This is a genomic window from Pandoraea sp. (genome assembly GCF_004297875.1).
In the GTDB taxonomy this organism is placed as follows: Bacteria; Pseudomonadota; Gammaproteobacteria; order Burkholderiales; family Burkholderiaceae; genus Pandoraea.
The window spans coordinates 1-12,250 of the sequence record NZ_SCSK01000039.1; the positions used below are offsets into that span (position 1 = coordinate 1).

Here is a 12,250-nt window from a genome sequence, read left to right on the forward strand (position 1 = left end):
CTGCCGCCCGTCGCCCCAGGCTTGGGCGCGCTCCCGCTCCCGCTCGTGCTCGTGCTCGCCGGGTGCGCCGGTAACTCGACTGGTCCGCCTCCATCCGCCGGCATGATCAACATCGCTCACTCTCCCGATATCACAGACGAGCCTGGGCAAAAGCGCCCGCTCCTTACCACGATTTTTTACTCGGAGAGCCTCTGCCTCAATTCGGGAAAGACGTAGTCTTTCCGACGGGCCATGCCGCGTAAATGGCAATTCCTACGGGAAATTGTCGAATAAGCCACGAATTCCAGGAATGAGGATCCATTAAGAAAATTCGGCCTCATGCGGACCTCCTCCGGCCCAAACCGGCTGGCTAAGCTTTTCTACACCCTGCTAGAATCCCGTACCATATTCAACCGAGACGAGTCCGATGACATTTCTGCAAATTCTGATTTTGGCAATCGTGCAAGGCGTTTGCGAACTGCTGCCGGTATCGAGTTCCGCGCACGTGATCCTGGCCGAGAAAATGATGGGGCTGAATCCGACCGCCCCACAAATGACGCTGTTTCTCGTCATGCTCCACACCGGCACGATGTTCGCGGTCATCGTTTATTTCTGGAAATCCTGGCGCGAACGCTACTTCTCGTCCTGGCCGGCCTTTTGGCGCATCGTCAAACAAGTAGTGCTGGCCACCGCCTTCACCGGCGTCATCGGACTCGCGCTCATGTTCCTGATCGAGCGCGTGATCCTGCGCGGCGCCAAGCACTCGGATGTCGAACAACTGTTCGGTAATGTCTACATCATCGCCTCGGGCCTGGCCGCGGCCGGCATCATGATCATTTTGTCGGGCAAGCGGCAGTCGTATGCGCCTCCGCAGTCGCTGGACAATCGCGCGTCGGCCTGGATCGGGGCGATTCAGGGTCTCTGCCTGCCGTTTCGCGGCTTCTCCCGATCGGGCTCGACCATTTCGATGGGCCTGTTTCTCGGCATCGACAAGGCTCGCCTCGAGGAATTCAGCTTCGCGTTGGCCGTCGTGCTGACGCCCCCGGTGATCCTGCGCGAGGTGTATCGCCTGGTCAAACACAGCGGCAGTTCGTTGGCGCTCAACGGCACTTTCTACACCCTCGCGTGGCCAAGCCTGGTCGGCATGGTATTCAGCTTCCTGGCCGGTCTGGTGGCGCTGAAATGGCTGTCGCAATGGCTCGAACACGGGCGCTGGCACTTGTTCGGCTACTATTGCCTGTTCGCTTCGGTGGCCGTGCTGGCCATCAATCAAGTGCTGCACTGAGCGCACTGCGGCATGCGTCTTCCCGACGCATGCCGACATCCGGCCGGAAAAACGATAAGAACCCGAGGAGTCCCCACATGCTCGAACGTCTATTCAAACTCCAACAACACGGCACCAACTCCCGCACCGAAGTCATTGCCGGCTTGACGACCTTCCTGACGATGTCCTACATCATCTTCGTCAACCCGACCATTCTCTCCGGCACCGGGATGGACAAGAACGCGGTGTTCGTGGCGACCTGCCTGGCCGCCGCCCTGGGCACCCTGATCATGGCATTCGTCGCCAACTACCCGATCGGCATGGCACCTGGCATGGGGCTGAACGCCTTTTTTGCCTTCACCGTGGTCGGTGCGATGGGTTATTCCTGGCAGCAGGCGCTGGGGGCCGTATTCGTCTCTGGGTGTGTGTTCATCGTTCTGACCGTCACCGGCATCCGCTCGTGGCTGATCGCCGGCGTGCCGAAATCGCTGCGCAGCGCAATTGCCGCCGGCATCGGCCTGTTCCTGGCCATCATCGCGCTGAGCAACGCCGATATCGTGATCGCCAACCCGGCCACCAAGGTCGGCATGGGCAACCTGCACTCGCCGCAGGCGTTGCTGGCGATCTTCGGCTTTTTCCTGATCGCCGTGCTCGACGCGTTGCGCGTCAAGGGCGCCATCCTGCTGGGCATTCTCGCGGTCACCGTGCTGAGCATGGTGCTCGGCCTGAACCATTTCGCCGGGGTGGTCGCCATGCCGCCCAGCCTCGCGCCGACCTTCTTCAAGCTCGACATCCGGGGCGCGCTGCACACCGGCTTCCTGCACGTCATCCTGGTCTTCGTGCTGGTCGAGGTGTTCGATGCGACCGGCACACTCATGGGCGTGGCACGCCGTGCCGGCCTGCTCGAAGGCACTCAGTATAAGGGCCTGGGCCGCGCGCTGTTTGCCGACAGCATCGCGATATTCTTCGGGTCGCTGCTGGGCACCAGCAGCACCACCGCCTACATCGAAAGCGCCTCCGGCGTGCAGGCGGGCGGGCGCACCGGCATGACGGCGCTGACCATCGCTGTGCTGTTCCTTGCCGCGCTGTTTCTGTCGCCGCTGGCCGCGTCGGTGCCGCCCTATGCCACCGCGCCGGCCCTGCTGTATGTCGCCGGCCTGATGCTGCGCGAACTGCTCGATGTGCAGTGGGACGATGTGACCGAGGCCACGCCGGCCGCGCTCACCGCGCTGGCCATGCCGTTCACTTACTCGATCGCCAACGGCCTGTCGTTCGGGTTTATCGCCTACGCGGTGCTCAAGCTGTTCACCGGCCGCTACAAGGAAGTGCATCCCGCCGCCTGGTGCGTCGCCATTCTGTTCCTGATCAAGTACATCGTGATCGGCTGAATTCGCGCCGGCCGATCTCAGGCCGGCGCAACCGCCCCCGGCAGGCCGTTGCAAAGCGGCTAGATCTCCACCACGCGCGTCCAGTCGAATCGGGGATTCTCCGGGATGCCGCTGCGCCGGCCGACATACCCGCGCGGGTTGCAGACGATGCGCGTGGCGCCCGCCGGGTAATCGAAAGAATCGTGTGTATGGCCGTGCACCCACAGGCACGCCGGCCCCATCAGCGCCGACAGATCGCTGACGAACCCCGCCGAAACGATGTCCTGCGCGAACCTCGGATGCAGGCTGCCGACATGCGGGGCGTGATGCGTCACCACCACGGTCTTGCCGTCGAACGGCTCGCGAAGGCGCTGCGCCAGCCATTGGGATTGCCGGCGGTGCAGCCGTAACGCATCAGCCGGCTCGAACGGCCTGGTCGCGGCATCGTCCGGACGCACCGTAATCCAGCGATGATCGGCCAGCGTGCTTGCGCACGCGCGCATCGCGTCGGCCGACTCGACGTGCGCAAAAAGCCCATAGTCGGTCCACAGCGTCACACCGATCACCCTGACCCGCCGGTCCGCAAACACCGCCACGTCCTGGTTCAGGTAATGCACATGGCCGAATTGCGTGGCCGCATGCCGCATTGCCTGCTCGACGCTTTGCAGCTCGCCCTCGTAGTACTCGTGGTTTCCCGGCACGTAAACCACCGGCTGGCGAAAGGTTCGCCCGGCCCACTCGATACCGGCCTCGCGGTTCGAGATATCGCCGGCCAGCACGACCAGATCGCAGTCGGCCTCGGGAATCTCGCGCGGAAAATTGAATTCCAGATGCAGGTCGGAAAGAATGCGGATGCGCATGCGGTGTCTCGTGCCGTTGGGGCTGCGGTCAAGCCTCGTGAATCGAAGCGATCTGCGCCGGCTCGTCCTCGCGCTGCATCACGCTCTCGCCGCGGTCGCCGCTCAGGCGCAAGGCCGCATGCACCAGCGCGATGTGCGAAAACGCCTGCGGGAAATTGCCAACCTGGCGCCGATGCACGGTATCGTACTCCTCGGCCAGCAAACCGACGTCGTTGCGCAGGCTCAGCAAGTGCTCGAACAACTGCTGCGCCTCGTCGCGCCGGCCCTGCATCACCAGATTGTCGACCATCCAGAAACTGCACGCGAGGAATACGCCCTCACCGGCCGGCAGCCCATCGGCCGCTTGATGCGAGCGATAGCGCTGCACCAGCCCATCCGTCATCAGGTCTTCCCGAATCGCCTGCAGCGTGCCCTGCACGCGGGGATCGGCCGGCGGCAGGAAGCCGACTTCCGGAATCATCAGCAGGCTCGCATCGAGCTCGCGCGAACCATAACTCTGCACGAACGACCCGCGCTTGGCATCGAAACCGTGACGGCACACGTCGTCATGAATCTCATCGCGCACCGCCCGCCAATGCTCGAGTGGTCCATCGAGCCCGAACGTCTCGACCGTTTTGATCGCCCGGTCGAAGGCAACCCAGGCCATTACTTTGGAATACGTAAAATGCTGCCGGCCGTTACGCACCTCCCAGATGCCTTCATCGGGCAGGCGCCAGATCTTTTCCAGGTGACGCACCAGCGCACACTGCAATGCCCACGACGTATCGTCCTGCGACAGCCCACCCACCCGTGCCTGATACATCGCATCCATCACCTCGCCGTAGACGTCGAGCTGCAGTTGCCCGACGGCGTTGTTGCCCACGCGCACCGGGCGCGATCCCTCGTAGCCGGCCAGCCAGTCGACCTCCCATTCGGCCAGCCGGCGCTCGCCGGCCAGGCCGTACATGATCTGCATCTGCTCGGGGCTGCCGGCAGCCGCCCGCTCCAGCCATTGGCGCCACTCGGCGGCCTCGCTGAAATAACCGGCATTCATCAGCGCGAGCAGGGTGAGCGTCGCGTCGCGCAGCCAGCAGTAGCGGTAGTCCCAGTTGCGCACGCCTCCCAGCTGTTCGGGCAGCGATGTGGTCGGCGCCGCCACCAGGCCGCCGGTCGGCGAGTAGGTCAGTGCCTTGAGCGTAATCAGCGAACGCCGCACGGGCTCGGCCCAGGCGCCGCCCACCACGCAGCGGCTCGCCCAGGCTTGCCAGTATCGCGTGGTCTGGCGCAGCGCCGCCTGCGGGTCGATCGAGCGCGGCACCGAATGGTGCGATTCGACGTGTGTCATGACGAACGGCACCGTCTCGCCCTCGCGCACGGTGAATTCGGCCACCGTGCTCAAACCGGCCCCGCTCAGGCGTACGGGCGTGCGCAAGGCAACCTTGTCCGGGCCGCTCACGGCCTGGATGCCGGAGCCGTCGTGCAGCTTGCGAACCCACGGAATCGACAGCCCGTAATCGAAGCGCAAGGTCAGGTGCATGCGCATCGGCACCGCCCCCCGCTTGCCCTGCACCAGCCGAACCAGGTCGGCGGTATTGTCCCGCAGCGGCATGAAATCGATCAGCACAACCGTGCCCTCGGGCGTATCGAACTCCGTTTCGAGCACCAGCGTGTCCTTGCGATACGCGCGTCGCACCCTCGCCGGCTCGGCGACCGGCGCGATTTGCCAACGGCCGTTATCGGCCGAGCCCAGCAAGGCGGCGAAGCAGGCGCTCGAATCGAAACGCGGCCAACACAGCCAGTCGATCGAACCGTCCCGGCCAACCAGCGCGGCCGTGTGGCAATCCCCAATCAACGCGTAGTCTTCTATCTTCGATGGCATGGCGTTCTCCGGCGTCGTGTCAATCCTTTTCGACCGACATAGCTTACCGCCATTAGTTCTACCGCGTCATCGCACCGCTCGAGCCCGGCGGCTTCGCCGCGCTCGTCCCGCAAAAAAAACCGCCCGGCAGCGGGCGGTCCGATTTCGCAATGGCGTCCCGCTCGCCCCATCTACGGGCGGTCTCCCTGTGCCCATTGGAGCAACTCGGCCACCTCGCGAAACAGCGTGCGGTCGATATACTGGTCGAGCGGCACCTGTTCGAAAATCTTCTCGGTCAGACCGGTATTGGCGAGCGTGGGCACCAGATTGCGCTCGGCCTGCTCGCGCATGCGAACCGCCACCTCCCCTTCGCCGCGCAGGATGACGCGCGGCAGCGAGCCGGCACCGACGTACCACAGCGCAATCGCACGTTGCGGCGAATAAAGAATCACCGACGCGGCCCGGACCCGGTCTTCCATCGCATTGAAAAGCGCCTCGCGCGCCAGCGTGCGCCGGCGTGCCGCGACGCGCGGGTCACCCTCGGTTTCCTTGTATTCGCGCCGCACGTCTTCGATGGACATGCGCTGCTTCTTGGTGAATTCCGCCTGCTCGTGCACATAATCGAGCGCCGCGAACACCGCGAACACCACCGCTGCCCATCCCAATACGGTCATGACGAGCCGCGCGGTCAATGCGAGGATCTGCATCGGCTCCAGATAACCGGCATCGAGCGGCGCCTGCAACATGCCCCGCACGGCCACGAACAGCAGCAACGCCAGGCACAGCGTCTTCGCGCCGGTCTTGGCCAGGGAGATCAGGTTGCGCATCGAAAACATCCGCTTCAAACCCTCGCCGGGATTCAGATGCTTCAAGTCGGGGCGAATGCGCGACCAGGCGATCAGCCCGCCGACCTGAGCAAACGCGCCGGCCACGCCCAGCACGCCGCACAGCGCCATGATTGCCAGGCCCATGCTCAGCCAGGCGTGCAGCGCGGCGCCATAGGCCGCCGCCATATGCGTGCCCGGGTGATGCAGCGCGACGGCCGACATGGCCATGTTGAACAATTGATAAAAGTGCTCGAACAGCCACGCGCCGCCGAGCGCCAGTGCCGATGTCATGCCGACGAAAACCACCGCCGAGGTAACGTCCTGGCTGCGCACCACCTGTCCCTGCTTGCGGGCTTCTCGCAGGCGTCGGGGCGTCGGTTTCTGATTTTTTTCAGCCATTACAGAATCGCGTGCAGCATCAGCAGCAGATCACTGCCGGGTCGCAAAAAATTGCGCATCGCATCGAAAATGAAATAGAGGAACAACGTCATCATCAATAACGCGAGCGCGCTTTTGATCGGCTGCGAAAAGAGAAATACGTTGAATTGCGGCATGGCCCGCCCGATCAGCCCGATGCCCAGCTCGGCCAGCAGCAGCACGATGATGACCGGCGCCGCCAGCTTGACCGTCCAGTCCATCAGCGAGTCGCTCTGGCGCGCCACGAACTGGTCGAGCGCCGCGTGCATGTGCGGGAAGAACGAGGTCACGGGCCAGACCCGGTACGACTCGAAAATGATCCCCAGCATCGCCTGCAAGCCGCCGCCGGTGACGAACAGCGCGATGGCGAAATAGCCGAGAAACCCGGCGGTGGGCCCACTCTCCTGCCCCGACAGCGGATCGAAAAACGCGGCGTTGCCGGACCCGGTCTGGAAATCGATCAAATGACCGACGTTCTCGCAGGCCCAGAGGAAAATACTGAAGGTAAATCCAAGCAGCATGCCGATCAGCACCTCCTTCAGCGCGATGCCGAACCACGCCAGCGCCGGTAGCGCCTCGAGCGCGCCGATATTGACCGACGGCACGATCACCAGCGCCAGCACGGCGATAATGCCGTTGCGCACCATGCCGATCACCACGCGATTGGCAAATGCCGGCAACATCAGGAAAATCGGCACCAGCCGTGCGATCACGATCAGAAACGCGTGAAATGTCGCCAGCTGCGCGGCAAACGCCAGGGTCTGCACCGGCTACTCCGGCAGGCCCAGTGACGCCGTCGCGCCGGCGCCGGCGTCGTCACCGGCATCGTCCTCAAGCAGCGCGGCCGCTCCGGCACGCGCCCGCAACGCGGCCGCATCGAGCGCCAACTCGGCCCGAAACTCCTCCTGCTTGCCCAGGCGCTGCGCGACCCGCTCGTCGAGCTTGTCGATCTTGCGCGTGTTGGCCTCGGCGCGCCAGAAATGACGTCGCAGTTCGTCCAGGCGCGCCTGTTCGTGCCGAAGCTGCTCACTGGCCTGCGACGCATTTTGACTGGCGCGGATAATCAGCCGTTGCAGCGCCGCCCCGTTTTGCCCCGCATACTGCAACTCGCGCACGGTGGCGCGCGTGCCGCTCATGACCTCCGACAGCCGTTGGGCCTCGCTGGCCTGCCCCTCGATGCATCGCCCCAGCACCGCCTGGGCGCGGGCGTACACCGCGCGCGACTGGCTCACCGTGGCATCCTGCTGATTGGCGCGCGTGAGCGCCGAGCGGCGCTTGAGTTCGCGAATGCGGCGCAGCCGCTCGAGCTTATCGTCCATATTGACCCGCCAGGGCGTGCAGCCGCGCCACCGCGTTATTGAACTCGTCGAGCTGCTCGGGCGACTGCGAGAGAAACGTCAGCAAGTCGGCGCGGGCGGCAATCGCCGCGTCGGCCAGCGGATCGCTGCCCTGCCGATACTCGCCGATTTGCACCAATAGTTCGATATCCTGATATTTCGCCAGCAGTGCGCGCACCTGGCCTGCCGCGTACCGGTGCCGCTCGCTGCTGACCTGGGGCATCACGCGGCTCAGACTGGCCAGCACGTCGATTGCCGGAAACTGATTGGCCATCGCCAACTTGTGCGTCAGCACGATATGACCGTCGAGGATCGAGCGAACTTCCTCGGCGATCGGATCCGACTCCGCTTCCCCCTCGACCAGCACCGTGTAGAACGCCGTGATCGAACCGCGCTCGCCCTGCCCCGCGCGCTCGAGCAGCTGCGGCAGCAGCGAGAATGTCGACGGCGGATAGCTGCGCCGTGTCGGTGGCTCGCCGCTGGCCAGTCCGACCTCGCGCTGCGCACGCGCCAGGCGCGTGAGCGAATCGACCATCAACAGCACGTTAAGCCCCTGGTCGCGAAAATATTCGGCTACCGCCGTGGCCACGTGAGCCGACTTGACACGCTCCATCGCCGGGCGATCGGAGGTCGACACGACGATCACCGCCTTGGCCCGCGTTTCATCGCTGAGGTTGTGCTCGATAAACTCGCGAACCTCGCGCCCGCGCTCGCCGATCAGGCCAATCACGATCACATCGCACTGTGCGCCGCGCGCGATCATCCCCAGCAGCGTGCTCTTGCCCAACCCGGACGGCGCGAAAATCCCCATGCGCTGCCCGACCCCCACCGTCAGCAGCGTGTCGATGGCTCGCACGCCGGTGGGCATTGCCTGCGCGATCATCTGTCGGCGCAATGGATTGACTGGCTCGCCGTAGGTCGTCACGCGCCGCTCGCACGCCAGCGCGCCGCGTTCGTCGATCACCTGGCCCAGACCGTCGAGCACGCGACCGCGCAGCGCCGGCCCGACCTCGAAGGCATGGCTGTGTCCGGATGGGAGCACTTCCGTGGCAGGCGACAGGCCATGCACGCTGCCCAGCGGCGTGAGCAGCGTGTTCTGCCGTGAAAAACCGACCACCTCGGCCAGCAACGGCTTCTCGCCCGGCGTGCGCAGCTCGCAGATTTCCCCGAGCCTGGCCTGGATGCCGGACGCATTGACCAGCAGCCCCACGGTGCGATTGACGCGCCCACGCATGCGCAACGGCGAAAAGCGCTCCAACGCCCGCGCCATATCGCCGGCCAGCATGGCAGCGCCGTCGGCATCCAGGGCGGGCGCGTCGAGCGCCTCGCCGTCGGGAAAATCGTCATTCTCGTTCATGGCGCCTCCCGCTGCAAAATCGCCTGCCGCAAGGCTGCGATCTGAATCTCCAGGCTCGCGTCGATTTCACCCGAGGGGGTCTGCGCCACGCACGCCGTGTCGGCCAGGCTCGGGTCGGCCACCACCTTGACCGGCTGCGCATTGAGGTCACGCTGCCAGACCTTGGCCAGGGCCTCGCGCAGCGCGCCCTCCTGCGACGGCGCCACGCGCAGCACCACGAACGCTTCGTCGCGCACCAGCGCTTCGATGCGCCGCAGGGCCGCGGCGAACAGATGACGCGGCTCGAGTTCATCGGCCAATTCGGTCACCGCGCGCACCACCATGTCGGCCATCGTCTGCCTCAGCGCGCGCAGCTGACTGGCCGAATCGAGCGCCGAGGCAAAGGCTTTGCGGGCGTATTCGAGCTGTCCGCGCGCCACGCCGTCGCGGTAGCCGAGCAGTTCCTTCTGTTCGTATTGCCGCTGCGCCTCCTGCAGGATGCGCTCGCGCTCCTTTTGTGCGGTGGCGATGATCGTGTTTGCCTCGAGCAGCGCCGCGTACTCGTTTTCCTTGAGCACCTTGCGCTCGCTGAGAATCTGCAGATTCTCGCTGGTAATCAGAAAAGCCAGTCCCATTCGCCGAGCCTCTCGGGGATCAAACACAGAAAGATCAACTCGCTGACCTGCTGGCGCTGCATGCCGTTGAGCAAATACGGCGGTTGCGCGGCCACTCCAAATGGAAACTTGAGTTGCAGGCGGTCGAGCAGCGCCTTGCCCGCGGGCGCGAGGAAGTCGAGCACCAGCCGCGCGCCCCGCTCGCGAATGCGCGCGGCCGCGAGCTCCGGATACTGGCGCAGTGGCTCGATGCTCTCGGCAATTGCGTCGAACGGCGGTACGCGCTGCATGACGAAGGCCAGCGCCGCCTCGCCGAAGGTGTCGTTGAGCGCTCGCTGCAGACGCCGTCCCCCCGCTTCGCGCAGGCTCTCCCGATGCAGGCAAAGCCCGCAGTCGTCGCCCAGGCGCGCAAGTACCGCGGGGGGCAGCAGCGCCAGGCGAAACTCCTCGCGAGAAAAATCGAAATGCGTCGCTTCATCCAGTCCGTATCGCCGCGACAACACGCGCGCCAGCGCCGTGCGCCCGCGCGAGCCCAGGCTGGCCGGATCGCCCCACTGCCCCGGCCACGCCTGGCGCAGCCAGCTCGGGTGGATATAGTTGTCGGGGCGCAAATTGAACTCGCACGCCAGACTGGCCAGCGCGGCCTGGGCGGGACGAATGGCGGGCCGGCTCATGGCGCGCTCAGCCGCCTTCGCTCACCGGCTGCTCGGCCGGCCGGTGTTCGCCGCGGCCACGCGGCGCGACGATTTTGCGCAGGCGCCCGCGCCCCTGGAACAGCAGCAACGCCAGCGTCAGCAATACCAGCAGGGTCGCCAGTGCACCGAGCCATCCCCACACATTGAAGAGCCCATGCCAGCCGGCCGCGGCAAGTTTCGACGCCGGCAGCACCTGCGCGGCAGTCAGAAACAGCGATACGTTGTTATAAGTCAGGCCTTCGATGCTGTGCGCCACCAGATCCTTGACCATCGGCGCCATCACGCGCAAGTCGATACCGGGCCGATACTTGATGAACACCGCCGCCGACGACGGACGGACCTTGTCGCTGAGCGGATCGTTGCGCGGAATCACTACCTGGACGCGCGCGGCCACCACACCGTCGATGTCCAGCAGGGTCTTGGACAACTCCTGCGAGACTCCATAGATGTATCGAATGCGCTCTTCGGCTGGCGTGGCAACCAGGCCCTGCTTCTTGAACAGCTCGCCAAGATTCGTCAGGCGCGGGCGCGGCAGCCCCGCCGCATGCAGTACGTTGAGCGCCGACGGAATATCGCCACCGTCGACGTCGACCTGCCAGCTCCGGCTATCACCCGCGTCCACGCTCGATTTCGACGCCGCGATATTGGCGTTGGCCAGCGCCGCGACCATCTGATTGGCTTCGTTTTCGGTCAGCCCTGTGTATAGTTCCTGCTGGCAGCCGGCCAGCAGGAGCGCGAGCAGACCCACAGCGAATATTCGCAGCAATTTATTCATGAACGATGACCCTCGCCTACCGGCTGCGCGCCAATGCGCTTAGCCTTCTTGCTGAACGCGCAACATCGAGCCGCAGAAGTTGTTACCGGCCTGCACCAGCCCCAGGTCGATATTGCATTTGGCCAATGCCATTTGCGACGATAGGCTGAACTCCGTCATCGCGATCATCGAGCCCGTATAGTCGCCGTCCCGCATGCTCTGCAACATCGCCGGTTCCTGCTGAGCCAGCCTCGTAAAGCTGTCGCCCAGCCCTTGCACCTGATCCCGAACCTGGCCCAGAAACCCACTCATGCCGGACTCCGGCGTCGCGCCGCTCATATCGAGCGCCACGTGCGTGGTGACCTGGGTCGTGTCGGCCGGACCGGTCGCATTGGCGGACATCGCCTGATCGAACGCCTGGACATCGGCCGGATCGGGTTGAGGCGAATTCGCCGCGGCCACCGCCGCCGGCGGCATCGCCGCCGCGCCGACGCCGCCGGCCGCAGCCGCAATTTCACCAATTGCCATGATGCACTCTCCGTCAATAAGAACACTGGCCTCCCTCACCGGGCATCGCGATGCCCGGTGAGGTGATCGGCCCGCACAGCAACAGTCACCGGGTCGGCGCAGGCGCCGTCCCGGCCGTGCCGGTTCACGATAGGCGCGTGCCGTCGCGCAGGCCGCCGCCGATCGTCGCCGCGGTCGAGGTGGCACCCTGGGCGGCGCCGTTCTCGACGTTGCACGCCTGGCTGACCACCTGCGCCTTGATGCCGTCCTGGGTAATCTGCTTCTCGGCATTCATTTCGGCTGTGATGGCGTCAGTCTGGCTAGTCGTATCCACTACTTGGTTGCTCATGATGAACTCCTTTCACCGTAAATAAGTTGAACCACACACTCTCGACTGTCCGATCTTCCGGATCAGCCGCCTCGCGATGGACGCACATGCGTCCCGTCACGATCCGT

13 protein-coding genes are annotated in these 12,250 nt (G+C 64.9%); 2 read left to right on the forward strand and 11 right to left on the reverse strand.

All coding sequences use genetic code 11. The features are described from left to right. The first annotated feature begins 406 nt into the window (after positions 1–406). Together EPN80_RS12100 and EPN80_RS12105 are read left to right on the forward strand one after the other, a co-directional pair. A complete protein-coding gene (locus EPN80_RS12100; RefSeq protein ID WP_293027307.1) occupies positions 407–1,264 on the forward strand; it encodes an undecaprenyl-diphosphate phosphatase in 858 nt (285 codons plus the stop codon). A gap of 77 nt (positions 1,265–1,341) precedes the next feature. After that, complete coding sequence (locus EPN80_RS12105; RefSeq protein WP_293027309.1) at positions 1,342–2,631, forward strand: NCS2 family permease; 1,290 nt, start codon at positions 1,342–1,344, stop codon at positions 2,629–2,631. A gap of 59 nt (positions 2,632–2,690) precedes the next feature. Here the strand turns inward: EPN80_RS12105 and EPN80_RS12110 are convergent, their stop codons facing one another. The 11 genes from EPN80_RS12110 to EPN80_RS12160 form a co-directional block, all read right to left on the reverse strand. Then, entirely contained in the window at positions 2,691–3,470 is a 780-nt protein-coding gene (locus EPN80_RS12110) for a metallophosphoesterase (RefSeq protein ID WP_293027313.1), read from the reverse strand. Between the two features lie 28 nt (positions 3,471–3,498). Continuing rightward, positions 3,499–5,328 carry a glycoside hydrolase family 15 protein gene (locus EPN80_RS12115; RefSeq protein ID WP_293027316.1) on the reverse strand — a complete coding sequence of 610 codons (1,830 nt, stop codon included), beginning with the start codon at positions 5,326–5,328 and terminating at the stop codon, positions 3,499–3,501. A gap of 170 nt (positions 5,329–5,498) precedes the next feature. Beyond that, entirely contained in the window at positions 5,499–6,533 is a 1,035-nt protein-coding gene (locus tag EPN80_RS12120) for an EscU/YscU/HrcU family type III secretion system export apparatus switch protein (protein ID WP_293027319.1), read from the reverse strand. Next, positions 6,533–7,318 carry a type III secretion system export apparatus subunit SctT gene (gene sctT, locus EPN80_RS12125; RefSeq protein ID WP_293027322.1) on the reverse strand — a complete coding sequence of 262 codons (786 nt, stop codon included), beginning with the start codon at positions 7,316–7,318 and terminating at the stop codon, positions 6,533–6,535. The genes EPN80_RS12120 and sctT overlap by 1 nt, the downstream gene beginning before the upstream one ends. Before the next feature lie 3 nt (positions 7,319–7,321). Continuing rightward, positions 7,322–7,870: a hypothetical protein gene (locus EPN80_RS12130; RefSeq protein WP_293027325.1), complete on the reverse strand. Its 549-nt coding sequence runs from the start codon at positions 7,868–7,870 to the stop codon at positions 7,322–7,324. Continuing rightward, positions 7,860–9,245, reverse strand: a complete 1,386-nt coding sequence (locus EPN80_RS12135; RefSeq protein ID WP_293027328.1) for a FliI/YscN family ATPase — start codon at positions 9,243–9,245, stop codon at positions 7,860–7,862. Before EPN80_RS12135 ends, EPN80_RS12130 begins: the two co-directional genes overlap by 11 nt. Further along, positions 9,242–9,859 carry a type III secretion system stator protein SctL gene (sctL, locus tag EPN80_RS12140; RefSeq protein WP_293027331.1) on the reverse strand — a complete coding sequence of 206 codons (618 nt, stop codon included), beginning with the start codon at positions 9,857–9,859 and terminating at the stop codon, positions 9,242–9,244. The genes EPN80_RS12135 and sctL overlap by 4 nt, the downstream gene beginning before the upstream one ends. After that, complete coding sequence (locus EPN80_RS12145) at positions 9,841–10,512, reverse strand: SctK family type III secretion system sorting platform protein (protein WP_293027334.1); 672 nt, start codon at positions 10,510–10,512, stop codon at positions 9,841–9,843. Before EPN80_RS12145 ends, sctL begins: the two co-directional genes overlap by 19 nt. 7 nt (positions 10,513–10,519) lie before the next feature. Continuing rightward, a complete protein-coding gene (sctJ, locus tag EPN80_RS12150) occupies positions 10,520–11,308 on the reverse strand; it encodes a type III secretion system inner membrane ring lipoprotein SctJ (RefSeq protein WP_293027337.1) in 789 nt (262 codons plus the stop codon). Positions 11,309–11,347: 39 nt separating this feature from the next. After that, on the reverse strand, positions 11,348–11,815 hold the full coding sequence (locus EPN80_RS12155) for a hypothetical protein (protein ID WP_293027340.1): 468 nt from the start codon (positions 11,813–11,815) through the stop codon (positions 11,348–11,350). Positions 11,816–11,939: 124 nt separating this feature from the next. Next, entirely contained in the window at positions 11,940–12,143 is a 204-nt protein-coding gene (locus EPN80_RS12160) for a hypothetical protein (protein WP_293027343.1), read from the reverse strand. Between the last annotated feature and the right edge of the window lie 107 nt (positions 12,144–12,250).